Here is a 23,326-nt window from a genome sequence, read left to right on the forward strand (position 1 = left end):
GGTTCGGCTTATCTTCCGACGAACCTTATCGCCCGAAGGAGGCGCCTGACATGAGCACGCTGAAACCGCTCCAGATCGACGTCGTCTCCGACGTGGTGTGCCCCTGGTGCTATATCGGCAAGCACCGGATCGAGAGCGCGCTGGCGCTGGTGCCGGACGTTCCGGTCAAGCTCAATTTCCGCCCGTTCTTTCTCAATCCCTGGGTGCCGCGTGAGGGCATCAGCCGCGAGGCCTATCTCACGCAGAAGTTCGGCTCGGTCGAGGCCTACAAGGGCATTTCGGGGCGCGTCGTCGCGGCCGCGAGCGAGGAGGGCCTTCTCTACAAGCCCGAGCTGGTGGCGCGCCAGCCCAACACCACCGACTGCCATCGCCTGATCCTGTGGGCGGAAGCGATCGGCAAGGCGCCCGAGATGAAGCAGCGCCTGATGGAGCTGTATTTCCGCGACGGCGGCGATCTCACCGATGTGAACGTGCTGGTGCAGGCGGCGGCCGATGTCGGCCTCGATGGCGACGACGTGCGCAAGCGCCTTGCCACCGACGAGGACGTCGCGCGCGTCTCCGCGGACGCGCAGGAGGCTGCCGAGAAGGGCATCTCCGGCGTGCCGACCTATGTGTTCGCGCAGAAATACGCCGTCTCCGGCGCGCAGGATCCGAACCTGCTGGCGCGCGCCATCCGCCAGGTCTCGGCGGAAATCAACGCGCAGGCGGCGGAGTAGTCTTCGGCTATTTGCGGAGCCGGCGGACCACACGTCGCGCGGCCTCGTGCGCGGCGTTGCGGCCGAGCAGCGCGCCGTGAATGAGCGCGACGACCGGATCGTGTCGCCGCAACGGGATCAGCACGTCGCCGACCGCGAACCGCCCGCGCCAGATCGGGTTGATCATGGGGTGGTCGGCGCTCGCGGTGGAGTCCGCGCTGGCGATGGCGGGATCGGCGCAGAGATGGCGCGTCAGCTCGAGCGTGAGCTGCACGCCGGGGGAATATTTCGCAAAACGCTCGTCGATGCCGAGCTTGAAGAAGAAGGCGCGGTCCTGATGGCGCAGCACGATGCCGGCGGCCACCGGTGTCGTCCCGGTGCGAAGCGTGATGATCTCGCACTGCGCGGTCTCGGCCAGCGCCGGCACGGCGCGGCGAATGAAGGCCGCATCGCCCGCATGCTGCGCCAGCGCGGTGCCGCGCTTGCCCTTCCAGCCGCTGGCTTCGAGCTGCAGGAATGTCTCGAGTGCGGGCCCGATCTCGTCAGGCCGGCGTGCGACGTCGAGCGCAACGGGGCCGTGCTCCTCGAGCCGATGGCGCTGTCGGCGCAGCTCCTTGAGCTTCTTGGCGCCGAGCGCCTCGCGCAGCAGCGTTTCGTCATCCTGCGTCGCATCGAGGCTGGCGCGGACGTAGGAGGACAGTACGCGTGGCTTCAGGCCGTCGCGGTCCAGGACCTGCTTCAGCGCAGTCATCGCGGCACCGTCGAGCGCGACGTCGTTGAGCACGAGCGCATGCGCGCCGGCCTCGCGCGCCCGCTGCAACAGTTGCGTGGCCGCCTCGATCGGGGCATCGCGGTCGATCAGCGGGCTGCAGAGCGTGCCGTAGGGATGCGCGCTCACCAGCGCGGCCAGGGGAATCTTTAAGGAGCGCCAGAGCGGGATTACAGGCATCAGCCCGATCAACCGCTTCGAAGAGCCGTCGAATGCGGGCAATGCCGAGGCGTCGGTGCGGTCGCGCGCGGTCGCGCTGACGGCGAACTCCCAGCCGGGCAGATAATATCCGTTCGGCTCGATCGCCCGCTGCGCGAGCGCGCGCCACTGGCCGGGGTCGATCGCGGTGAGCGGCACGCGCGCCGTCGCGGCATCCGCCGCCGGTGCCGGATGGATCGCTGCCTGCTGCGCGATGTCGACCACGTCCCTCGTCCCCGTTCACGCGGGCCGAGCCCGAGTTCTGTGGGGCATGCTAGCGCATAGGATGGAAAATGCCGTTCGGGCGCCGCGCCAATTTGCGCGAAATTGTTAACGTCGCGTTGACGATAGCGAATGCTGCGCCGCCGGCTGGTCGGCCGGAGAGGTCAGCCCGGTCTTCACGTTCACCGAGACTTCCATGCCGAGATCGTCCTCGGGTTCCCCCCAATAGGAGCCCCAGAGCGGGATGGCCTGCTGCGGCGTCCGGGCGACGCCGACCCGGATCAGGTCGCGATTGCCGACGATGCCGTTGGTCGGATCGAACTCCACCCAGCCCGAGCCGGGCACGTAAATCGAGCACCAGGCGTGGGTCGAGCCGCCGCCGAGCCGCACCGGCCCGTCGCGATCGGCAACGTAGACATAGCCTGTGATGAAGCGGGCGGCGAAGCCGAGCGCGCGTGCCGCCTCCATCATCAGCAGCGCGAAATCGCGGCATGTCCCCTGCTGCAGCCCAAGGGTTTCCGCGGGCGTCTGTGTTCCCCGCATCGTCCGGCGCTGGTAGGAGAAGCCTTCGGCAATGGCCTCGTTGAGCGTCATCAGCAATTGGCCCGTGGGCCGCCGGCCGTCCACCGCCACGAACTTGGCCAACCACTCCTCTACCGCGAAATCGTCGGGATGATGGCGACGCATATAGGGTTCGAGATCTGGCAGCTCGCTGTCGGCATAGGCGAACGGATGCTCGCGGGCGTAGTCCTCGATGCGGAAGTCCGGCGTGTTCTCCGGCGTATGGTCGAGCTCGATAGTGGTGTCGAACTGGAGCTGGTCGCTTACGGTGTCGAAGTCGACCAGCGTGAGGCAATTGCCCGAGACGTCGTGAATCCAGCGGATCTCGGCGGGTTCGGGCCGGATGACGAGCCGGCAGTCGAGCAGGCGCTGGTCATAGCTGTCGCGTGGCCGGAATAGCAGCTGGTGCTGCCCGAGCTTCACCGGCTGACGGTAGCGGTAGATCGTTCTGTGGTGGACTGCGTAGGTTGTCATGTGCTCGCTTCTGGCCCGCGGCTATATGACCCTGCTTTCGTCCCCGGTCCAAGCAGGGATTCAAGGGGTACAGCGGGGGAAAGGTGACAACAGGCACAACTGCCCTTCATTTCAGCAGCGCTGCAGCCGAAGACGCGGAACGAATTCGCCGGGGCAGGTGTTGGCGTGCCAAGGTCAACGACGACTCCGAGGAGACGATCTTGAAGATTCGCGCCGGCTACGACATTGCGTTCAAATGCCTTCAAGACGTCCCGATGATCCTGATGCTGAGCGTGCATCCGTCCCGGCAAGGCGATCTCTTGTCCCCGCACGCCATCCAAACCACGCCCGGTGTTGGCACCAGGGACTATCTCGATGCCTTCGGCAACGTCTGCACCCGCCTGGTCGCGCCAAGCGGTCTGATCGAGATCCGCAACGACTTCGTGATCGAAGATTCCGGCGTTCCCGAGCCGGCGGCGCCGTTCGCAACTCAGGTTCAGCTCCAGGACCTGCCCGACGACGCGCTCGTGTATCTGCTGGGCAGCCGCTATTGCGACACCCAGAAACTGGCGGATCTGGCCTGGTCGACCTTCGGCTCGATCGAAGGCGGCGGACAGCGCGTGCAGGCGATTTGCGACTATGTCCACAACCGCATCAAATTCGGCTATCAGTTTGCACGCGGTGACCGCACGGCGTCCGAAGGTCATGCCGAACGCATCGGCGTATGCCGGGACTTCGCCCATCTGGCCGTGACGTTGTGCCGTTGCATGAACATTCCAGCGCGTTATTGCACCGGCTATCTCGGCGATATCGGGGTGCCTCCCGACCCGGCACCGATGGATTTCAGCGCCTGGTTCGAGGCCTATATCGGTGATCGCTGGTACACGTTTGACGCGCGCCACAACCATCCTCGCATCGGCCGTATCGTCATTGCCCGCGGCCGCGACGCCGCCGACGTCGCGATCTCGACGGCGTTCGGCCAGGCGGAGCTGGTTCGGTTCAATGTCGTGACGGAGGAAGTCGTCGACGACAGTTCCGTCCAGCTCGCGCCTGATATCGTCATGGCCCCGCGCGCGCAGTCGATGCTGCAACGTGCGATGGCTTGAGACGATTGCTCCAGAGGATCGACTTTCACTCCTTCGGCACGAAATGATCGCGCGCATCGGCGCGCTCTCCGCTGCCGACATCGGTGATCTCGACTCCTATATCGATCGCCCCCTTGGGCACGCGGTCGGGGGCAACCTGCACCGACATCCGAACCTCGCGGGTCTGATCCTGTCCAACCTGCACAAGCGGATTGCCGTCGGGCCCCGACTCGACACCGGCGACGCGGACAATGGCGCCCGGCAGGCCTGAGACCTTGAGCGCGAAAGATCGGTGCGCGCCCTTGTTGAGGATGCGTACGGTGTAATCGTTGCGGACTCCGCCATCCGAGAGCTGAACGAACAACGGATTGCGCTCGTGCAGCACGTTGACGTCCATCGTCGCGCGCGTGGCGAGGGTGTAGACCATGATGGTGCCGACGATGGCAATGGCTGCGGTATAGACCAGCGTGCGCGCGCGGATGATGCGATAGATCGGCGGCTTGCCCTCGCGCCGGCGTTGCATGTTGATGTCGGTGTCGTAGCCGATCAGGCCTTTGGGCCGGCCGATCTCGCTCATCACGTTGTCGCAGGCGTCGATGCACAGCCCGCACTGGATGCAGCCGAGCTGGATGCCGTGACGGATGTCGACGCCGGTCGGGCAGACATTGATGCACTGGTGGCAGTCGACGCAGTCGCCGGCGAAATCGCCGTGGGCGCGGGCGGCTTCCGCCTTCTTCACCGACATGCGCGGCTCGCCGCGGTCGCGGCGATAGGTGACGTTGAGCGCCCACTCGTCGGTCAATGCCGCCTGGATGCGCGGCCACGGGCACATGTAGATGCACATCTGCTCCCGGGCGTGGCCGGCGAAGACATAGGTCGTCGCGGTCAGGATACCGATCCAGAGATAAGCCGTGAACGGTGCCTGGAAGGTGGCGAGTTCCTTCACCAGCGTCGGTGCGTCGTCGAAATACAGCACCCAGGCGCCGCCGGTCCACCAGGCGATCATGACCCAGAGGAAGTGTTTGAGTGCGACCTTTCGGATGTGGTCGAAGGTCCAGTAGCGCTTGTCGCCCTGCATGCGCTCGCGTCGGTCACCCTCGACCCAGCGCTCCACGGCGTAGAACAGGTCGGTCCACACCGTCTGCGGGCATAGATAGCCGCACCACAGCCGGCCTGCGACCGCGTTCATCAGGAACAGCATCATGGCTGCGATGATGAGCAGACCGGTGAAGTAATAAACCTCCTGCGGCCACAGCTCGATGAAGAAGAAATAGAAGCGGCGGTGCGGCAGGTCGATCAGCACGGCCTGGTCGGGCAGGCCGGGCCCGCGATTCCAGCGGACGAACGGCAGGAGATAATAGATCCCGAGCGTGACGCACAGGATCGCCCATTTGATGCGGCGGAACGGCCCGTGGACCGACTGCGGATAAACCTTCCTGCGCTTCTCGTAGAGAGGCCCCTCGATGAAGGTGTCGTCGGTCATGGCAGTTCCCCCGCATCACAAGTTGCATCTGCGCGTTCAGGAGAACGCGCAGCCGCTGCTCAGGCCCAGCTTTCTGAACACGATCGCCGCCGGGCAGAAGCCGGTGAACGAGGCCTGCAGCATGTTCAGCCCGGCGAACGCCGTCAGCAGGTACCAATAAGCGTTCACATAGGTCCCCAGTGCGAGACCGAGCAGGACGACGAATCCCGCAAAGGCGAGGACGGCTCTATCGACATTCATGGCAGGCTCCTTTTGATTGGTGACGTTACGAACGGGTCAGATTGGTTTCGGTCCAGGCGACGATGCTGCGCGTATCCATCGCGCCGGAATGGCGGGCGATCTCGCGGCCGCCGTGCATCAGCAACAGCGTCGGAATGCCGCTGATGTTGAGCCGCGACGACAATGCGGGCGCGCTGTCTGAATTCAGCTTCAACAGCCGCACGCCGGGTTCGAGTGCTTGCGCCGCGCGCTCGAACATGGGCGCCATCGCGCGGCAAGGTCCGCACCATGGCGCCCAGACGTCGATCAGCACGGGAATGTCGCTGCTGGCGACATGGCGGTCGAAGGCTGCTTCGTCCACCTCGATCGGCTGGCCGGTGAACATCGGATGGTGACAGGCGCCGCAACGCGCACCTTGCGGTGCGCGTTCGGCCGGCAGGCGGTTGATGCGCCCGCAATGTCCGCAGACGATCTGGCGTGTCGTGCTCATGTGCCGGTTCGGACCTCCTTGATCTTGGCGATGTTCAGCCTGTCGAGCAGGAAGCGCTCGTAGAACGGCTCGCTCTCGCCGCGCCGCATCTTGCGCAGGAAGTATTTCTCGAAGGCGACCTTGGCGAGGTGCACCCATTCGCCCTTGGAGGACCAATTGACGTTGCGCGGCGGGATCTGCGGCTGCGCGAGGAAGGCGACGCCGGAATCGCCGAAGTCGGCGAGGCAGATCGCGTTCCAGGTCGGCTGTGTCGTCGGCGCCTTGCCGCGGAGCAGGGCGCCGATGTTCATCGCGGTCGCCGTCACCATGGATTCGATCATGAAGCCGGTCTTGGGGACGCCGACCGGCACCGGTGTCGCGCCGACCGGCGCGATCGCGACGCAGACGCCGACGGCAAACACGTTGGGGAAGGCGGGATTCTGCTGATGCTTGTCGACGATGACGAAGCCGCGCGGATTGGTCAGCTTCTCGATGCCGCGCACCGCCTCGACACCGCGAAAGGCGGGCAACATCATCGAATAGACGAATGGCAGTTCGTGGGCCTTGCGGGACGTGCCGTTGTCGGAAAACTCCTCCACGGTCATCAAGCCGGGGACGACATTGTCGACGCGGGCATTGGTGATCCACTTGATGTGCTTCTCGCGCATCTCGCTTTCCAGAAGACCCTTGGTGTCCCCGACGCCGTCAAGGCCGAGATGGCCGATATACGGCTCCGAGGTGACGAAAGTCATGGGAACCCGGTCGCGCAGCTTGCGCCGGCGCAGCTCCGTTTCCAGGATGAAGAGAAATTCGTAGGCCGGCCCGAAGCAGGAGGCGCCCTGAACGGCGCCGATCACGACCGGGCCGGGATTGGCCGCGAGCTTCTCGAAGGCTTCGCGGGCATGCGCGGCGTGATCGACGTGGCAGATCGACTGGATATGACCCTGCGGGCCGAGGCCGGGGATCTCGTCGAAGGCGAGTTCGGGACCGGTCGCGACGACCAGATAATCATAGTCGATCGACGTGCCGTCGCCGAGATCGATACGGTTCTCCTCGGGGTGGACGCGCTTTGCGCCCTGCGTCAGCAGCCGCACTCCCTTGCGCTTCATGACGTCTGCGAGATCGATCTCGATCTCCGCGCGCTTGCGCCAGCCGATGGCCACCCACGGATTCGAGGGGACGAAATGATAGACCGCGCCTTGCGAGATGACGCTGAGGCGGTCCTCCTTTCGCAACTGGGGAAGCAGTTCATAGGCCATCAGCGTTCCGCTCAGACCGGCTCCGACTACGACAATCTCCGCCATGGGTAACCTCCGTTGGATCAGGCCGCTTCACCGGTTCAGTTCCGGTCGTCATGCAGCGCTTGACTACATATTCGTATTTGCGTATATATGCAAGTATGAAAATAGATAGCGAGATCATGGAGCGGGCAGCGGACCGGGCGAGCGACCTGCTCAAGGCGCTCTCGAATCGTCACCGTCTTCTCATCATCTGCCAGCTGATCGACGGCGAGCGGTCGGTCGGCGAGCTGGCCGAGTTCCTGAACCTGCGGGACTCGACGGTCTCCCAGCATCTTGCGCTCCTTCGCAAGGATGGCCTGGTCGCCTCCAGGCGCGATGCGCAGACGATCTTCTATTCGATCGCCAGCGAGCCGGCGCGCGCGATCCTGAAGACGCTCTATCAGGTGTTCTGCGCGCCGAAGTCCGCAAGGACGAAGTGAAGCCTAGGAAACGGCGGGCGGGTGCGCCTTGCGCGAGATCAACACGCGTCTCGCGACGCGGATGAAAATGAGAGGGCACCGCGGCGCGGTGTGATGAAACCGATGACGGCGTGGATGTGTCCTATGCAAAATCTGGCGCGCCTGGGACTTCTGGCTGCGTGGGCGGCAATTGGAGTTCCGACGGGATCCGCTGCCGCCGCGGGAACGCTGACCGTGGCGCAGCGGACTGTCACCGACGAGAAGGCGGTCTTCGCGACCGTCGAGAGCATCAGCGTGGTCCCCGCGCGTAGCCGCATCGGCGGCACCGCCGTTCAGCTCAAGGTGCGGGAAGGCGATCGCGTCACCGCCGGTCAAGTCATTGCGGCCATCGGCGACGAGAAGCTCGTCCTGCAGATGAAATCGCTCGACGCGCAGATCGAGGCGCTGCAGGCTCAGGCCAAGCAGGCGCAGCTCGATTTCAACCGAACCGAAGGACTGGTCGAGCGCGGTATTCTGCCGCGGATCAAGCTCGACGAGCAGCGCACGGCGCTCAATGTCGCCGACAACGGCCTGCGCGCCAAGGCTGCGGAGCGTGCCGTCATCAACGAGCAGCTCAACCAGGGGCAGGTGCTCGCGCCCGCGGACGGGCGCGTGTTGAAGCGGCTGATCACGTTGGGGTCCGTCGTGCTTGCCGGCGACCCGATCGCGACCGTGGCCGAGCAGAACTTCAAGCTGCGGCTGCGCGTGCCGGAGCGCCATGCGCGGTTCCTGAAGGCCGGCGACAAGGTCCGCGTCGATGGTGCCGAGCTGGGGGGAGAAGCCTCGAAGCGCGGCGTGATCGACCTCGTCTATCCCCAGATCGAGGAGGGGCGCGTCATTGCGGACGCGACCGTCGAGGGGCTCGGCGAATATTTCGTCGGGGATCGCTTGCGTGTCTGGATCGCCGGCGGCACGCGGCCCGCCTTCGTGATTCCTTCGAGCTGTGTGACGACGCGGTTCGGCATCGACTACGTCCAGCTCCGGAAAGGCAGCGACACGATCGACGTGCCGGTGCAGCGCGGCCGCGACATGCCGACGCCTCCGCTTCCGGACGGCCTCGAAATCCTCTCGGGTATCCAGGTCGGTGACCAGTTGGTGCAACCGTGAATCTCGGTCTGTCAGGACGGTTGACCCGGTCGACCATCGCATCGCCGTTGACGCCGCTGTTCCTGATCGGGGCGCTCGTCATGGGCCTGATCGCGGTCGTGGCGATCCCGCGCGAGGAGGAGCCGCAGATCAGCGTTCCCATGGTGGACATCCGCGTCAATGCCGATGGCCTGCGCGGGCCGGACGCGGTCGAGCTGGTGAGCAAGCCGCTGGAATCGATCGTCAAGGGCATCGACGGCGTCGAGCACGTCTATAGCCAGACCGAGGACGACCGCGTGATGGTGACCGCGCGCTTCCTGGTCGGCACCAAGTTCGAGGATGCCATCCTCAGGGTGCACGAGAAGATCCGCGCCAATCTCGACCGCATTCCCGTCGGCATCCCCGAGCCGCTGATCGTCGGCCGGGGCATCAATGACGTCGCGGTGACGGTGCTCACGCTGTCGCCGAAGCCGGAAGCCGCCAGCCGCTGGACCGACAAGGACATCTACGAGCTCGCCGACAAGCTGCGCTCGGAGCTGATGAAGGTCGACGACATCGGCCTGACCTACATTTCCGGCGGTTCGGCGCAACAGATCCGGGTCGAGCCGGATCCCGAGAAGCTGTCGCTGTTCGGGATCACGCTGCAGCAGCTTGTAGCGAAGGTGAAGGATGCCAACCGCTCGTTCCTGGCCGGGCAGGTCCGCGATGCCGGCATCGTGCGGAGCGTCGCCGCGGGGCAGACGCTGTCCGGCACCCCCGATATCGGATTGCTGCTGATCACGAGTCGCGACGGCCGGCCGGTCTACGTCAAGGACGTCGCCTCCGTCGTCGTCGGTCCGAGCACCGTCGAGCATCGCGTCTGGACGGATTCGCGCAACTCTGCCGGTCAATGGGCGCGGACGCCGGCCGTCAGCCTGGCGCTGGCCAAGCGGGCCGGTGCCAATGCGGTCGTCGTGTCCGAGAACATCGCCAAGCGCCTCGAAGGCCTGAAGTCGCGCCTGATCCCCGAGGATATCCAGGTCACTGTGACGCGCGACTACGGCGAGACCGCCAACGAGAAGGCCAACGAGCTGCTGTTCCATCTCGGGCTCGCGACGGTCTCGATCGTCATCCTGATCGCGGTCGCGATCGGCTGGCGCGAGGCTCTGGTGACCTTCGTCGTCATTCCCACGACGATCCTGCTGACGATGTTCGCCGCCAACCTCATGGGCTACACCATCAACCGCGTCAGCCTGTTCGCGCTGATCTTCTCCATCGGCATTCTCGTCGACGACGCCATCGTCGTGGTCGAGAACATCGCGCGGCACTGGGGCATGCGCGACGGCAGGCCGCGCCTGCAGGCAACCATCGAGGCGGTGGCGGAGGTCGGCAATCCCACCATTGTCGCGACCTTGACCGTGGTCGCGGCCCTGCTCCCGATGCTGTTCGTGTCGGGCCTGATGGGCCCCTATATGGCGCCGATCCCGGCCAACGCATCGGCTGCCATGCTGTTCTCGTTCTTCGTCGCGATGGTGGTCGCGCCCTGGCTGATGCTCAAGCTCGCCCCAAAGGGCGAGGTGGCCTCCGCGCATGCGGCGCATGATGAAGGCCGGCTCGGCCGGCTCTATCGGCGCTTCGCCACGCCGATCGTGCGGAGCAAGCGCTCGGCCTGGGTCTTCCTGCTCGGCGTCGGCATCGCAACGCTGCTGTCGATGACGCTGTTTGCGACCAAGTCGGTGACGGTCAAGCTGCTGCCGTTCGACAACAAGTCCGAGATCGCCGTGGTGGTCGACCTGCCGGAAGGGGCGAGCCTGGAGGCGACCGAGCGCACGCTGTTCGGCGCGGCCGAGATCGCGCGGCAATTGCCGGAGGTCACCTCGCTGCAATCCTATGCCGGCACGCCGGCGCCGTTCAATTTCAACGGCCTGGTGCGGCACTATTATCTGCGGGAGAGGCCCGAGCTCGGCGAGGTGCAGGTGAACCTGGCCGCGCGGGGCGAGCGCAAGCGCGCGAGCCATGAGATCGCGCTCGAGCTTCGCGAGAAGCTGAAGGCGCTCGATCCACCTGCTGGTACCAGCATCAAGGTGGTCGAGGTGCCGCCCGGGCCGCCGGTGCTGTCGACGCTGCTCGCCGAGGTCTACGGTCCCGATGCAGCCACACGCCGTGCGGTCACCGCCGAGCTCAAAAAGGTCTTCGCGGAAGTACCGTTCATCGTCGATGTCGACGATTCCATCGGCGAGAAGCGGCCGCGGCTGCGGCTCTCGATCGACCAGGACCGGCTCGAATTCTTCGGCGTCGAGCAGCGCGACGTCTACGACACCATCCAGGCGCTGTTCGGCGGTACCTCGATCGGCTATTCGCATCGCGGCGAGGACCGCAACCCGATCGAGATCGCGGTGCATCTCGGAAAACGCGATCTGGTCTGGGACGAGGCGCTGGCCTCGACGCCGGTGCCGGCCAACACGTTGCCCGGCAGCAAGACGGTGGTCGAACTCGGTCAGGTCGTGAAGGCGACCATGGAGCAGGGCTCGCCGACGATCTTCCGCCGCGACGGCCGCTTCGCCGACATGGTGATGGCAGAGCTCGCCGGGCGCTTCGAGGCGCCGCTCTACGGCATGCTCGCGGTCGCTGATCGCGTGGAGGCCCATGATTGGGGCAAGCTGCCCAAGCCCGCGATCAGCCTGCACGGCCAGCCAACGGACGAGTCGCGTCCGACGCTATTGTGGGACGGCGAATGGGAAATCACCTGGGTGACCTTTCGCGACATGGGTGCGGCCTTCGGCGCGGCCATCCTCGGGATCTACGTGCTGGTCGTCGCCCAGTTCAGGAGCTTCCGTCTGCCGCTCGTGATCCTGACGCCGATCCCGCTGACGCTGATCGGCATCCTGATCGGGCACTGGCTGCTGGGGGCGCCGTTCACGGCGACCTCGATGATCGGCTTCATCGCGCTGGCCGGCATCATCGTGCGCAATTCGATCCTGCTGGTCGATTTCATCAGGCACAGCGGCGGAGACGGCAAGACGCTTCGCGAAGTAGTGCTGGAGGCGGGAGCGGTCCGCTTCAAGCCGATCCTGCTCACCGCGCTTGCGGCCATGATCGGGGCCGCAACCATCCTGCTCGATCCGATCTTCCAGGGATTGGCGATCTCGCTGCTGTTCGGGCTTGCGTCGTCGACGCTGCTCACCGTGCTGGTGATCCCCGCGATCTACGTCGCCTTCCGCGCGCCGCGCGAGGCGGCTCCGACCACAGCCAAATCCAGCTCATGAGGATCCAATGGACAAGAACTACGTCGACATCACCAGGAACATCTCGGCCAATTTGAAGAAACTGCGGAGCGAAATTCCCGACACCATGAAGGGGTTTGCGATGCTCGCGCAGGCCGCGACGCGGGACGGCGCGCTGGACAAGAAGACAAAGGAGCTGATGGCGCTGGCGCTCGGCGTCGCCGCGCATTGCGATGGCTGCATCGGCTTTCACACCGAGGCGCTCGTCAAGCTCGGTGCCAGCCGCGAAGAGATCGAGGAGACGCTGGGGATGGCCGTTTATATGGGCGGCGGGCCGTCGCTGATGTACGCGGCCGATGCGATCGCGGCGTACGAGCAATTCAAGCAGCAAGCCGCTTCCGGCTGAATGGCTCCGTCGGCTGCCTGACGCGAAAAGGACCGGACGGCGATCGTCGTCCGGTCCTCTGCCTTACTTTGCGGTCGTTACCAGCGGTCGCCGCCGACACCGATGCTGACGCCGGGGGCGCGAATGCCGACCCCGCCGCGCGGACCATCGTCCCAGTCGCGATGATAGGACCGGCGCTCATAATAGCGTTCGCGCGGCATGGTGTTATAGGACTCGCGCACGATCACGCGCGCGCCACCGCGGGTGCGATAGCAGCGGCCTGAGTCGTCGCAGACAAGCCGGACCTGCTGGACGAGATCCGGATTGGTGTACTCGCTGCTCGTGTAGATATCGGAAGCCTTCGCACCCGACGCAGCTGCCAAAGCGCCGACGCCTGCCAAAAGCGCAATCGTAAATGTCTTCATCCTGTCCTCCACCGTAAACTGCCCTATGGGACGACAAGAAGGGGAGGCGGTGATTGTTCCCTGCTGATTTGCATGTTTTTCCCGGAACTCGCTTTTTGCCGCGGCTCCTAAATCGGCTCGTAGGTCTCCGACCCGCATATATCGTCCGCCTCCGCGCGCCGGCGATCGACGACCTTTCCTCCTGATATCGTCACGATGTAGGTCTGGGCGCCGAGCGACGTGCCGGTCGCGGAGGTGAGCTCGGCGCGGACGCAGGCGGTCCAGCCCGGTCCACGCACCTCCCGGTGGGGCATGGCGACGTGCACGGCGCGTGGATAGGAGGTGGTGAGGAAGACGACATCGATCTGCTCGCGCACCACACGCTTGACGTCGGGGGCGGCTTCGGGCGGCGGCTGCTCGGTTTCCTTCATGCGCATGAATTCCGGCACCGGCGCGCGGCTGTCGGCAAAGCCGCAGGCACCGAGTGCGAGCGCGCCGGCCAGCAGCGTCGCATGAGCAATGATCCGCAACATCCGTGAAGGTCCCCTGCGGGCGAAGAGATAGGCAGGAAAGCGATCCGGCGAAGTCCCCAGCAATCAAGTTTTGCTGAAGTGCTGGAGCTCGCGGCATTTCATATTCCGGAATTGCAGGCTAAGTTCGTATCCCAGACGAGGGGGCTTGCATTGATGAGGATTTTGCTCATAGCGGCTGCGGTCATGGCGCTGGCGATTGCCTCGGCGCAGGCGCAGGGCCGGCGGTCCCCCAATGACGCGGGCAAACCCGCGGACAACAAGCCCAAGATCGACGAGAAAGCCTACAAGGCCGCGCTCGAGCGCATTCCCGAGCCCAAGGACAAGTACGATCCGTGGGGAGGAGCGCGTCCGAGCGAACCCGCCAAGAAGCCGAAATAAGAGCGAGACGAGCTTTGCGGACCGGCCTGCGAATTCCGATCGGAGTCGTTGCGCTGCTGCTGGTCGCCGTGCGGCCAAGCGCGGCCTGGGAAAGTTGGGGCGGCGATGCCGGCGGCTCGCGCTTCTCGCCACTGCAACAGATCACGCCCGACAATGTCGGCAATCTGGTTCGGGCCTTCGAATTCCGCACCGGCGATCTCGCGGTGCGCGCGCCGGAGGTGATGCGGCGAACCAAGTTCCAGGCAACGCCGCTGTTCGTCGAGGACAGCCTGATCTTCTGCTCGCCGTTCAACGAGGTCATTGCGCTCGATCCCGGCACGGGCGCGCAGAATGGCGTTACGATCCGAAGATCGCGACCAATCAGCGTCCTGCCAATCGCTACGTCTGCCGCGGCGTCACCCACTGGACCGACGATGAGGCGCCTGCGGATGCCGCCTGTCGTTCGCGCATCTTCATGGGCACCAACGACGTCCGCCTGATCGCGCTCGATGCGAAGACGGGACTTCCCTGTGCCGGCTTCGGCAATGGCGGCGAGGTGAAGCTCGATATCGGCATGGCCCTGGAATGGCCCGGGGAATTCCAGATCACCTCGCCGCCGGCCGTCGGCCGGGGTGTCGTCGTGGTCGGCTCCGCGATCTCCGACAACCGCCGCGTCGATGCGCCGAGCGGCGTCGTGCATGCGTTCGATGCGCGCACCGGCCGGGCGCGCTGGAGCTTCGAGCCGCTCAAGCGTGACGGCATCGAAGCCGGGCACGCCAATGTCTGGGCGCCGATGTCGGTCGACGCGGCGCGCGGCCTGGTGTTCCTGCCGACGTCCTCGCCGTCGCCGGATTTCTGGGGCGGCAAGCGGCCGGGCAACAACGAGCACGCCAATTCGGTGGTTGCATTGCGCATCGAGACCGGCGAGCTCGCATGGGCATTCCAGACCGTGCATCACGACGTCTGGGATTACGATCTGGCGGCTCAGCCGACGCTCGCGCGCCTCGATGCAGGTGACGGCCAGCGCGACGTCGTGATCCAGCCGACCAAGCAGGGTTTTGTCTTCGTGCTCGACCGCGATACCGGCAAGCCGGTCTGGCCGGTGGAAGAGCGCGCGGTGCCGCAGGGCGGCGCGGAAGGGGAGGCGTTGTCGCCGACGCAGCCGTTTCCGACGCATGTACCGGCGCTGACGTCGCAGATGATCTCGACCGACGACGCGCTCTCGCTGCTGCCGGCACTGCGCCGCTCCTCCTGCGAGCGGCAGTTCGCGGAGGCGCGCAACGAAGGTCTGTTCACGCCGCCTTCCGTGCAGGGCACGCTGGAGTTTCCCTTCACCGGCGGTGGCGTGAACTGGGGTAGTGCGGCCTTCGATCCGGTCCGGCAGATTCTCTACGCCAACACCGGGCGCGCCGTTCATCTCATCAGGCTGATCCCGCGCGCGGAGGCCGCCGGATTCAATCCGCCGCCCGGGCATGATTTCGGCCAGCAGCGCGGCGCGCCGTTTGCGATGTCGCGCGCGGTGATGATGTCGCCGCTCGGCCTGCTCTGCAACAAGCCGCCCTGGGGCGAGATGGTCGCGGTCGATCTGAAGGCCGGGAAGATCCTCTGGCGTTCGACGGTCGGCACCACCGAAGACCTGGCGCCGCTCGGTGCGCCGATGCCCTGGGGCGCGCCTCTCGTCAACGGACTCGCGGTCACGGCGGGCGGCCTCGTATTTACCGGCGCGATGGATGCTTATTTGCGTGCCTTCGATGCGCGAAGCGGCAAGGAGCTGTGGCAGGGGCGACTGCCGGTGCCCGGCGTCGCCAATCCCATGACCTATCTGTGGAAGGGCGAGCAGTATGTCGCGATCGGCGCCGGCGGCCACTCCGAAGCCGGCACCTCGATCGGCGACAGCGTGGTCGCGTTCCGCCTGGCGCGGACGGGCGAGGTGCCGACATTGTGGTCGCGCACCATCGATCGTCCCGGTGGACGATTCTTCGCGGCATCCGCGGCAATCGGAATCGCGATCGTCGCGCTCGTGATCGCAAGCCTGCGCTGGCGTCGCCGTCGTCGTACCCCGCAATCATAATCGTGTTGTGGATGAGATGCGAACATTCGTTCACATCGCGCGCGCTATTGCACGAAGGCGAGGCCGACGCGCTTGTCACTGCGCCAAACTGTGCGACAATTCCGGACGAAATCGTCGCGCGTGATCGATAGCGTGATTGATTGCGGCAATGTGACGGGGGTGTCGAGGTCGATCGCCGCGCCGCCCGCCGACATGTTTCGCACGGTGCAGGGAATGCCGCTGTTTTCAAAGGTGATCGTGCCACCCTTGAAAACACGGTGACGCTGCGCTGCTCGCTTCTCGATCATCCGCTTCGGTCCATCATGATGATCGTGAAATAGTGCATAGAAATTACGTTGAACTAAACTCAATACTGGCGCTACTTGCACGGCGCTTCAGACTTCGTTTACGACGTCGACGCGGAGAATCTCTCCGCCGACTTCCCCACACGCTCTTCTTTTGTGGCGCTGCGCGCCGATGGAGATACTGATGAAGACTACGCTTTCGCTTCTGCTCGCCGCCGCGTTCTCGCTGTCGTCGATGCCCGCCCACGCCGTCAAGTGGGACCTCTCGACCATGAGCTGCAAGCAGTTCCTCGAGAGCGGCGAAGACAACATCCAGGTCGTGCTGACCTGGATGGACGGCTGGTACAAGGGCGACGAGGACAACGCGATCATCGACACCGACGTGTTCATCGAGAACGCCAAGAAGTTCGGTGCCTATTGCGGAAAGAATCCGACAGCCAGCATCGTCACCGCGGCCGACGAAGTGCTCGGCAAGTAATGACGCGTGCGGACCGAAGCGCGGATGCAATCGCGCTTCGGTCTTTGGCTTCGACACGATCGCAATGGAAGGCCGCGACGCGCTTTGCGCTTACGCGGCTCTCTTCCTCTAGAAATGCCGCTCAGCCCGGCAACATCGCGAACGCACTCGATACCATCGCGACCGGCCTGTTGTCGGCGGCCGAGAGCAGCGTGACGCGGCCAAAGCTCATGGTGCGTCCGAGCCGTACCACGCGGGCGTCCGCAAGCACGTCCGATGAGGACACTGCGCGCATGAAATGCGTGGTCTGGTCGACCGTGGTCATGGGGCGGTAGCCGCGATTGGCCGCCAGGATCGCGATCACCATCGCGGTGTCGGCGAGTGCCATCGGGGCCTGGCCGCAGACGATGCCGCCGTTCCGGCACAACCGCTCCGAAAACGGCATGCGCAGCAGTGCGCCCGGCTGCCAGTCCGGCGCATCCGCCGGCTGCGCGTGCTCGAGGCGCTCGACGGTGAGGTCGAGATCCTGCACCCAGGGGGCAAAAACCTCGCCGAGGATGCGTCTGGCGTCGGGGAGGCCGAATTCAGCGTCTGGCTGCATTTGCATTGCTGTCGCGTTCTCCTGTATTGCCGGATGTTTCGAGCATTGTGCGCGCATCGGCGCGGCAAAGTCACCCGGTCTGGCGCCGGTCCGGTCGGCTTGAAAATGCCTGACTTGGCCCGATATGATGCCTTGCTTGGGTGTGGATGGATGATGTTGCGTCGGTGTGTCCTCGTCTTTGGTATGGAAGCGCTCGGCCTCGCGCTGAGCGGGTGCACCAAGTGTGGTCCGATCTGGGACGACTGGCTGCATGCGCCGAAATCGTGCAGATCGGATCGGCTCTAGCGGGCCTCGACCGGCCTCTGCGGCCGCGACTGGGATGACGAGGTGCGGACGATTCGTGCCTCATGGATGATCAAGGAGTGGACGATGAAGCTTTTCCGTTTCGCCGCGGTGCTGGCCGTGCTGGCGGGACCTGCCTATGCGCAAATGCCCAATCTGAATTTGCTGCAGGAGGCCCCGAGCAAGACCCCCGAGGAGAAGGCCGCGGAAGCCGAGCGCGACAAGGCCTACAAGGAAACGTTGAAGAAGATCCCGGATTCCAAGACGTCGAACGATCCCTGGGGCGGCATGCGCTCCGATCCGCCGAAGCAGCCGGCGGCGCCGAAGGCCTCGGCCGCCACCAGCGTGCCGAAAAAGACCAAAAGCGGTACGGCCGCCAACTGACCGAACTCCGTTCGGGAGGCTGCACTGGCGCCTCTCGGATGGGACTCCTCTTCGTCAGGCCCAGGCCCTACATTGTGCTGAGCGTAGCGCGTAGAGGAGGGCAGGACATGGCCGACCGTCCGCGGGATCTCGCCGAGCGGATGGCGCGCCGGCGCAACATCGCCGGCAAACCGGGCCAGACGGTCCGCGACGGCTATCTGCGCGAGACCTTCACGCTGCCACGCGCGGCGGCGCGGGAAAGGGCGCAGGCCTTCTTCGCCCGCTACCCCAAGGCCGGCTATATGAGTGCGGTGGAGACGTGGCGCGAGCTGCCCGGCGGCGACATCGAATTCACCATGCGGCGGCTGCCCAGCGCGGACTAACGCATGATCCGGGATGTGCACAGCGGTTTTCCGAAAAGGTCATGCTCAAACAACAACCTCCGGAGACCTGCTGACTAGTCGAGTGTTTCGGCAACGATGCGAATCCGGAACACGGGCTCCTTGGCCTCGTCCAGCAGCTCCATGTGCCATTCGGAATTTTCCTGGAGCTTGCGGGCAATGCCGGCGGTCATGTCGGCGCAGACATTGGTCATCTCTTTCCAGGCCGAATTGCGATCGGCAAACTCCGCCGCCTGGTCCGCGCAGCCCGAGTAATTTCCATTCCGGATTCGAAAGAAATACAGCGGCATGGCTGGCACCGATGGCAGGCGTGATGGCCTCGCCCCAGGCCATGGACGCGCGCAGTGCAATCCCAAACCACCGTCAGATCAATTCCGGGCGGCTACGGATGTTTGTTCCGCCGCAACTCCCAGCCGCGGCGCTGCCGGTGCACAAGGCGCCATCCGGCGCCGACCGTTATTCGCCCGCTTCAGGCTGTCCGGCCGATCGCTTCAACTCCCGATCGATCCGCAGCTGCACGCGCCGGATTGCCAACAGATCGATTTTCGTCTCGGTCTTGCCGGACTTGACCTGCTCGCCAATGCGGAACTGCCACTGCCAGATTCCGGGAATCGCCGTCTTGGCGACGGTGAACTCGATGCCCCTGTGATTCATGGTGACCTCCCCACGATTCACTTCCATGACTGCAAACATGTTGGGTGTCACAATATTCCGGACACAAGCAAATTTTGGCGGTAAGCCACGGATAGTTCGGGGATATCTCGAAAGCGCGCGTGCGCCGAAACAAACGAACCCAGGTCCGAAACACGCCGCGCCGCCTGAGGGTACCCGGGTTACGGAACGCTCCGTGGTTCTCCGACCATGAACAGAGTTCCTGGCCTGCACCCGGCTGCACCGGTGCGCCGATCGAACAGGCCGCAGGGCCGGGCCGAGGATGACCGATTCCCTGCAAGCGGCGGCATGTGCCTTGCTTTGCCTGATGACGGCAACAAGCAACATGGGCCCGTCATGCTCGGCATTCCCCGCCGCTACAGTCATTTCGTCTTCGGCATCATCCAGTCCGGACTGACCTCGCTGGTCGCGTCGGGGATTGCGAGCCTGCCCGCAGGCAGCGCGGTGAGCTTCGTCGGGCACTGGATGGTGTCGTGGCTGATCGCATGGGCCGCGATGCTGCCGATCGTGCTGCTGGCGGCGCCCGCGATCCGCGCCTTCTCGCTGCTCCTGACGCAGGAGGAGAGGGAGTCGCGAACCGCCCGGCAGGCATGAAAAAGCCCCGCCTGGGGAGAGCCAGACGGGGCCGAGAGTTATTGGAGGCTGAGGTGCTGGGCTGCAACACCGTAGCCGCATCACCCTAGCCGGCCCCGCTTACGGCAGCCTGACAGGCGGCAGATTTCCGCAGCCCGAACGCCGAGGCCGCAGACTGGCCCCGCACCCGTCCCAATTTCGACATCCGCCCGCACGACTGCGGACACACCCGTCGGCGAGATTCCACGCCGTTCGGCGCCGCCATGGGGGAAACGTGGCACGCCGGCCAGGGGTGGCATCATGGATAACGTAGAGCGGTCGTTCGCCGCCGCGACAGCGGCTGGCTTCATCGTGCTGGTCATCGGCCTCGCGCTGCTGGCGCTGCTTTAGGTGGCGCGGGGGCCGTCAGCCGCGCTCCGGGATGATGGGGCGCGGAGCATGCCGGATTCTCAAAAACCGGAAAACAACCCCATGCACAGTAGGCGGGCATAGAAATTCAGTTGTTGTTTCAGTGACTTAACGGCGAGCTGGATGCCGTTTTGGAGCGTGATGCGCTCTGTAGGCCGTTCACATCGACCCGGCCGGACCTGCGCTGCTGGCATCTTGCGGCGACCGGGCGACCACATTCCGCGAGTCGTCGGGAAGGCCGCCGCCAGCCGGCGCGCCCTTGTCGGTTGGCCGGCTCGGCGCCGGTTCTAGTGGATGTTGATGTCGTTCAGCGGAAGGTGGAGCTCGGTGGCGCGTTCTTCGCGGTCCTTCTTGCGGAACTCGTTCTCCTGGCGCTCGAACTTCATCATCTCCCGATGCGCCCTCTCCGGCAGGGGATTGCGCCTGGTCGTATCGCGGTGCGTATTTTCCGTCATGATCGTGTCCCCGGAGTTGCGGTCTCATCCTTGGAGAAGGCCCAGCACCGCGAAAAAGTTCGGTGCCGCAGGATTACGGAAGTCTGACGGCGGCCGGGCCATGCGTCTTTGATGCGCGTCAGCTTCGGTCGAAGAAGGACGTTGCCACAGTCTGCTATTTCGGCGGTTGCAGTTCGGGGGATTTGGCCCAGTCCTGCAGGTGATTGGCGACATCGGCCTGGCGGGCCTTCTTGAGCAGGGCATCCCGCTCGGGCCCGGGCGGAAGCCTCAAAGCCTGTTGCTGGACCTGCTTCACCCATGCGGAAAGCCGGTCTTGAAGGGTCAGCTGCTGCTTGTAACGCCGCCGCTTGAACATGGCATGCTCCTTTCCGTGCGAGGAAGGCGGGAGCGCAATCGGCGTTTTCATCACCGATAGGGGCCATGCTTCGTACGGTGATGGTCTATTAGGGGCCATGAACGGGCCGGCGTCTGTGCAGTTGTGTGCACAACGCGAAGGGGGAGGGGCGGACCCTAGAGGAGGGACGGCATTCTCGCGCACAAACCCTCAAATCCGCAAAGAACATATTGCGAACATAGAACAGATAGGGTACATTGCCTTTATCGACGAGCCGCCTCGCCAATCGTTTGTCCCTCTAGCGAATCCTCGCCATAAGGAGCACGACCCAATGTCCACCACTGCCCTGCGTATCGTCGAAGGATCTTCCATGGACAAGAGTAAAGCTCTGGCCGCCGCGCTCTCCCAGATCGAGCGTCAGTTCGGCAAGGGCTCGGTGATGAAGCTCGGCAAGAACGACCGCTCGATGGATGTCGAGGCGGTCTCCTCGGGCTCGCTCGGGCTCGACATCGCGCTCGGCATCGGCGGCCTGCCCAAGGGGCGCGTCGTGGAAATCTATGGGCCGGAATCCTCGGGCAAGACCACGCTGGCGCTGCATACGGTGGCGGAGGCGCAGAAGAAGGGCGGCATCTGCGCCTTCATCGACGCCGAGCACGCGCTCGACCCGGTCTATGCCCGCAAGCTGGGCGTGAACATCGACGAGCTCCTGATCTCGCAGCCGGACACCGGCGAGCAGGCGCTGGAAATCTGCGACACGCTGGTGCGTTCGGGCGCGGTGGACGTTCTGGTGGTCGATTCGGTTGCGGCCCTGGTGCCGAAGGCCGAACTCGAGGGCGAGATGGGCGATGCGCTGCCGGGCCTTCAGGCCCGTCTGATGAGCCAGGCGCTGCGCAAGCTGACGGCCTCGATCAACAAGTCCAACACCATGGTGATCTTCATCAACCAGATCCGCATGAAGATCGGTGTGATGTACGGCTCGCCGGAAACCACCACCGGCGGCAATGCGCTGAAGTTCTACGCCTCCGTCCGCCTCGACATCCGCCGCATCGGCGCGATCAAGGAGCGCGACGAAGTGGTCGGCAACACCACCCGCGTCAAGGTGGTGAAGAACAAGCTGGCGCCGCCGTTCAAGCAGGTCGAGTTCGACATCATGTACGGCGAGGGCGTCTCCAAGATGGGCGAGATCCTCGATCTCGGCGTCAAGGCCGGCATCGTCGAAAAGTCCGGTGCCTGGTTCTCCTATGACAGCCAGCGTCTCGGCCAGGGCCGCGAGAACTCGAAAGCGTTCCTGAAGGCCAACCCCGACATCACCGCCAAGATCGAGACCTCGATCCGCCAGAACTCCGGCCTGATCGCCGAGCAGATTCTCGCCGGCACGCCGGAGCGCGACGCCGACGGCGAGGAGCCGGCGGACGAGTAAGCCTCAACGCGAAGAGTTTTTCGCGAGGAGCGGGCGCTGAGGACGTTGAGTTGCCGACGTCGTCAGCGCCCTTTCGTTTTTGCGTGAGGGGAGACCGCGCCGATGAAACGGATAATTCTGACCAGTTCGTCAGGCGCCGGCCTCACCTATGCCGATCGCGCCGACTTGGTCATCCCGTTCATCTATCGCTTCGTTTCGGGGCCGCTTCCCACGCCCGACCACCTCATCCGTTATCTCGGCTGGCGGCAGTCCAGGACGTGGGTCGACGAAATGCACTGGTCGGATTGCGTCCCCGTGCGTCAGTCGCCCCTTATCCGGCGCCAGGATCGGGCGGGTGCCCTGCTTTGGATCTTCGAGCATTACGCGGTCGATCTCATCGAGCTGTGGTTCGATCCTGAACCCAATAGCCAATTGCAGTTGATATGGATCCTCGATTACCTGCGTTTCAGGCCTTCACTGACGGAGAACCTGAGACTTCGACGGGTCGATTTCAGTCTACGGGGAGCAAATCCAGCAGAGCTTCGTCATCGTGACGTGGAGCAGCTCGACGTTGCGGAAAGCGACGTTGAGATCGCAACTCTCGCGTGGGAGGCCTACGGCGCGCCGACACCCGAGCTTTGCGCCGGGCTGCTCGACAGGCCGCTCGGCAAGCTGTCTTTTTTGAAGACGGCCATGGATGAGCTGCTCTCGGAACTGCCGTCGCCGGTGACGGGACTGGGGGCGACCGAGACGCGCCTTCTCGAACTGATCGCAAGCGAACAGAGTCGCGCCGATACGCTGTTTCGGCCAGGCAGGCCTGAGGCTCGTGTGTTCGATCTCTGGGAGCTGGGCGCGTTGCTCGAAGGGCTCGCATTCGGCCCGGCACCTGCGATTGCGGGTCTGGACGGCAAGCTGGCGACACTCGATCCGGACAACACGCGAGGCCGCAACGCCGCCTATCGCCGGAGCCGGCTGTCGCTGACCGAATTCGGCAAGGCGGTTCTGGAAGGTGGGGAGGATTTTCGTCGTCACAACCCGATCCGACGCTGGTGGGGCGGTACGTTTCTCACGAGCGAGCGGCTGTGGCGGTGGGATCGTGAAAGCCGGTTGTTGATTGCGCCTTAAGCCGTAGGGTGGATCAGCCGAAGGCGTAATCCACCAGATCG

The 23,326-nt window shown here is 64.8% G+C and carries 27 protein-coding genes and 1 pseudogene; 14 read left to right on the top strand and 14 right to left on the bottom strand.

Annotation, left to right across the window (positions count from 1 at the left end):
- Nucleotides 1-50: 50 nt before the first annotated feature.
- The gene (locus C7G42_RS26060; RefSeq protein WP_106951803.1) at nt 51-716 is read left to right on the top strand and encodes a DsbA family oxidoreductase; all 666 of its coding nucleotides are present in this window, start codon (nt 51-53) and stop codon (nt 714-716) included.
- Between the two features lie 7 nt (nt 717-723).
- Here the strand turns inward: C7G42_RS26060 and C7G42_RS26065 are convergent, their stop codons facing one another.
- Both C7G42_RS26065 and C7G42_RS26070 read right to left on the bottom strand, forming a co-directional pair.
- Nucleotides 724-1,887 carry a GNAT family N-acetyltransferase gene (locus C7G42_RS26065; protein ID WP_106951804.1) on the bottom strand — a complete coding sequence of 388 codons (1,164 nt, stop codon included), beginning with the start codon at nt 1,885-1,887 and terminating at the stop codon, nt 724-726.
- A 105-nt stretch (nt 1,888-1,992) separates the two neighbouring features.
- Nucleotides 1,993-2,919: a transglutaminase family protein gene (locus tag C7G42_RS26070; protein WP_106951805.1), complete on the bottom strand. Its 927-nt coding sequence runs from the start codon at nt 2,917-2,919 to the stop codon at nt 1,993-1,995.
- 200 nt (nt 2,920-3,119) lie between these two features.
- Here C7G42_RS26070 and C7G42_RS26075 point away from each other — a divergent pair, with 200 nt between their 5' ends.
- Entirely contained in the window at nt 3,120-4,004 is an 885-nt protein-coding gene (locus C7G42_RS26075; protein WP_106951806.1) for a transglutaminase-like domain-containing protein, read from the top strand.
- A 25-nt stretch (nt 4,005-4,029) separates the two neighbouring features.
- Here C7G42_RS26075 and ccoG read toward each other — a convergent pair whose 3' ends face one another.
- The 4 genes from ccoG to C7G42_RS26095 are packed head-to-tail and all read right to left on the bottom strand — an operon-like array spanning nt 4,030 to nt 7,458.
- Complete coding sequence (gene ccoG / locus C7G42_RS26080) at nt 4,030-5,466, bottom strand: cytochrome c oxidase accessory protein CcoG (protein ID WP_106951807.1); 1,437 nt, start codon at nt 5,464-5,466, stop codon at nt 4,030-4,032.
- Nucleotides 5,467-5,502: 36 nt separating this feature from the next.
- A complete protein-coding gene (locus C7G42_RS26085; protein WP_106951808.1) occupies nt 5,503-5,706 on the bottom strand; it encodes a YgaP family membrane protein in 204 nt (67 codons plus the stop codon).
- Nucleotides 5,707-5,731: 25 nt separating this feature from the next.
- Nucleotides 5,732-6,175, bottom strand: a complete 444-nt coding sequence (gene trxC, locus C7G42_RS26090; protein ID WP_106951809.1) for a thioredoxin TrxC — start codon at nt 6,173-6,175, stop codon at nt 5,732-5,734.
- Complete coding sequence (locus tag C7G42_RS26095) at nt 6,172-7,458, bottom strand: NAD(P)/FAD-dependent oxidoreductase (protein ID WP_106951810.1); 1,287 nt, start codon at nt 7,456-7,458, stop codon at nt 6,172-6,174. Before C7G42_RS26095 ends, trxC begins: the two co-directional genes overlap by 4 nt.
- Before the next feature lie 116 nt (nt 7,459-7,574).
- On the opposite strand from C7G42_RS26095, the gene C7G42_RS26100 reads away from it, so the two are divergent.
- From C7G42_RS26100 to C7G42_RS26115, 4 genes are all read left to right on the top strand, one after another.
- Nucleotides 7,575-7,874, top strand: coding sequence for an ArsR/SmtB family transcription factor (locus tag C7G42_RS26100; protein ID WP_199581148.1), 300 nt, complete (start codon nt 7,575-7,577; stop codon nt 7,872-7,874).
- Between the two features lie 123 nt (nt 7,875-7,997).
- The gene (locus tag C7G42_RS26105; protein ID WP_106951812.1) at nt 7,998-8,999 is read left to right on the top strand and encodes an efflux RND transporter periplasmic adaptor subunit; all 1,002 of its coding nucleotides are present in this window, start codon (nt 7,998-8,000) and stop codon (nt 8,997-8,999) included.
- On the top strand, nt 8,996-12,223 hold the full coding sequence (locus C7G42_RS26110; RefSeq protein ID WP_106951813.1) for an efflux RND transporter permease subunit: 3,228 nt from the start codon (nt 8,996-8,998) through the stop codon (nt 12,221-12,223). Before C7G42_RS26105 ends, C7G42_RS26110 begins: the two co-directional genes overlap by 4 nt.
- A 7-nt stretch (nt 12,224-12,230) precedes the next feature.
- Nucleotides 12,231-12,587: a carboxymuconolactone decarboxylase family protein gene (locus C7G42_RS26115; RefSeq protein ID WP_106951814.1), complete on the top strand. Its 357-nt coding sequence runs from the start codon at nt 12,231-12,233 to the stop codon at nt 12,585-12,587.
- A gap of 77 nt (nt 12,588-12,664) precedes the next feature.
- Here C7G42_RS26115 and C7G42_RS26120 read toward each other — a convergent pair whose 3' ends face one another.
- Together C7G42_RS26120 and C7G42_RS26125 are read right to left on the bottom strand one after the other, a co-directional pair.
- On the bottom strand, nt 12,665-12,991 hold the full coding sequence (locus tag C7G42_RS26120; protein ID WP_106951815.1) for a hypothetical protein: 327 nt from the start codon (nt 12,989-12,991) through the stop codon (nt 12,665-12,667).
- A 107-nt stretch (nt 12,992-13,098) separates the two neighbouring features.
- The gene (locus C7G42_RS26125; RefSeq protein WP_106951816.1) at nt 13,099-13,503 is read right to left on the bottom strand and encodes a hypothetical protein; all 405 of its coding nucleotides are present in this window, start codon (nt 13,501-13,503) and stop codon (nt 13,099-13,101) included.
- A 153-nt stretch (nt 13,504-13,656) separates the two neighbouring features.
- On the opposite strand from C7G42_RS26125, the gene C7G42_RS26130 reads away from it, so the two are divergent.
- Together C7G42_RS26130 and C7G42_RS26135 are read left to right on the top strand one after the other, a co-directional pair.
- The gene (locus tag C7G42_RS26130; RefSeq protein WP_106952023.1) at nt 13,657-13,881 is read left to right on the top strand and encodes a hypothetical protein; all 225 of its coding nucleotides are present in this window, start codon (nt 13,657-13,659) and stop codon (nt 13,879-13,881) included.
- A 56-nt stretch (nt 13,882-13,937) separates the two neighbouring features.
- Nucleotides 13,938-15,931 (top strand): annotated as a pseudogene (locus C7G42_RS26135) (pyrroloquinoline quinone-dependent dehydrogenase).
- Nucleotides 15,932-15,975: 44 nt separating this feature from the next.
- On the opposite strand, the gene C7G42_RS26140 reads toward C7G42_RS26135, so the two are convergent.
- Entirely contained in the window at nt 15,976-16,218 is a 243-nt protein-coding gene (locus C7G42_RS26140; RefSeq protein WP_199581149.1) for a PilZ domain-containing protein, read from the bottom strand.
- 181 nt (nt 16,219-16,399) lie between these two features.
- Here C7G42_RS26140 and C7G42_RS26145 point away from each other — a divergent pair, with 181 nt between their 5' ends.
- On the top strand, nt 16,400-16,693 hold the full coding sequence (locus C7G42_RS26145; RefSeq protein ID WP_162307619.1) for an HdeA family protein: 294 nt from the start codon (nt 16,400-16,402) through the stop codon (nt 16,691-16,693).
- Between the two features lie 121 nt (nt 16,694-16,814).
- Here C7G42_RS26145 and C7G42_RS35465 read toward each other — a convergent pair whose 3' ends face one another.
- Nucleotides 16,815-17,279: a PaaI family thioesterase gene (locus C7G42_RS35465; protein WP_199581150.1), complete on the bottom strand. Its 465-nt coding sequence runs from the start codon at nt 17,277-17,279 to the stop codon at nt 16,815-16,817.
- Nucleotides 17,280-17,642: 363 nt separating this feature from the next.
- Between C7G42_RS35465 and C7G42_RS26155 the strand changes: the two genes are divergently transcribed.
- Both C7G42_RS26155 and C7G42_RS26160 read left to right on the top strand, forming a co-directional pair.
- Nucleotides 17,643-17,939, top strand: coding sequence for a hypothetical protein (locus C7G42_RS26155; RefSeq protein ID WP_106952024.1), 297 nt, complete (start codon nt 17,643-17,645; stop codon nt 17,937-17,939).
- 107 nt (nt 17,940-18,046) lie between these two features.
- Nucleotides 18,047-18,301: a hypothetical protein gene (locus C7G42_RS26160; RefSeq protein WP_094972285.1), complete on the top strand. Its 255-nt coding sequence runs from the start codon at nt 18,047-18,049 to the stop codon at nt 18,299-18,301.
- Between the two features lie 74 nt (nt 18,302-18,375).
- On the opposite strand, the gene C7G42_RS26165 is transcribed toward C7G42_RS26160, so the two are convergent.
- Both C7G42_RS26165 and C7G42_RS26170 read right to left on the bottom strand, forming a co-directional pair.
- The gene (locus C7G42_RS26165; protein ID WP_106951819.1) at nt 18,376-18,609 is read right to left on the bottom strand and encodes a DUF6894 family protein; all 234 of its coding nucleotides are present in this window, start codon (nt 18,607-18,609) and stop codon (nt 18,376-18,378) included.
- Nucleotides 18,610-18,775: 166 nt separating this feature from the next.
- Nucleotides 18,776-18,973 carry a hypothetical protein gene (locus tag C7G42_RS26170; RefSeq protein WP_106952025.1) on the bottom strand — a complete coding sequence of 66 codons (198 nt, stop codon included), beginning with the start codon at nt 18,971-18,973 and terminating at the stop codon, nt 18,776-18,778.
- Nucleotides 18,974-19,327: 354 nt separating this feature from the next.
- On the opposite strand from C7G42_RS26170, the gene C7G42_RS26175 reads away from it, so the two are divergent.
- The gene (locus tag C7G42_RS26175) at nt 19,328-19,585 is read left to right on the top strand and encodes a DUF2798 domain-containing protein (protein ID WP_199581151.1); all 258 of its coding nucleotides are present in this window, start codon (nt 19,328-19,330) and stop codon (nt 19,583-19,585) included.
- A 674-nt stretch (nt 19,586-20,259) separates the two neighbouring features.
- Here the strand turns inward: C7G42_RS26175 and C7G42_RS35470 are convergent.
- Together C7G42_RS35470 and C7G42_RS26180 are read right to left on the bottom strand one after the other, a co-directional pair.
- Nucleotides 20,260-20,427, bottom strand: a complete 168-nt coding sequence (locus C7G42_RS35470; protein ID WP_199581152.1) for a hypothetical protein — start codon at nt 20,425-20,427, stop codon at nt 20,260-20,262.
- Nucleotides 20,428-20,581: 154 nt separating this feature from the next.
- Complete coding sequence (locus tag C7G42_RS26180; protein ID WP_106952026.1) at nt 20,582-20,782, bottom strand: hypothetical protein; 201 nt, start codon at nt 20,780-20,782, stop codon at nt 20,582-20,584.
- Between the two features lie 310 nt (nt 20,783-21,092).
- Here C7G42_RS26180 and recA point away from each other — a divergent pair, with 310 nt between their 5' ends.
- Nucleotides 21,093-22,181 (top strand): recombinase RecA, encoded by a 1,089-nt coding sequence (gene recA, locus C7G42_RS26185; protein ID WP_106951821.1) that lies wholly within the window; start codon nt 21,093-21,095, stop codon nt 22,179-22,181.
- A 102-nt stretch (nt 22,182-22,283) separates the two neighbouring features.
- Nucleotides 22,284-23,285 carry a hypothetical protein gene (locus C7G42_RS26190; protein WP_106951822.1) on the top strand — a complete coding sequence of 334 codons (1,002 nt, stop codon included), beginning with the start codon at nt 22,284-22,286 and terminating at the stop codon, nt 23,283-23,285.
- Nucleotides 23,286-23,326: the final 41 nt, after the last annotated feature.

The sequence above is a fragment of the Bradyrhizobium sp. MOS003 genome (assembly GCF_003020125.1).
GTDB lineage: Bacteria > Pseudomonadota > Alphaproteobacteria > Rhizobiales > Xanthobacteraceae > Bradyrhizobium.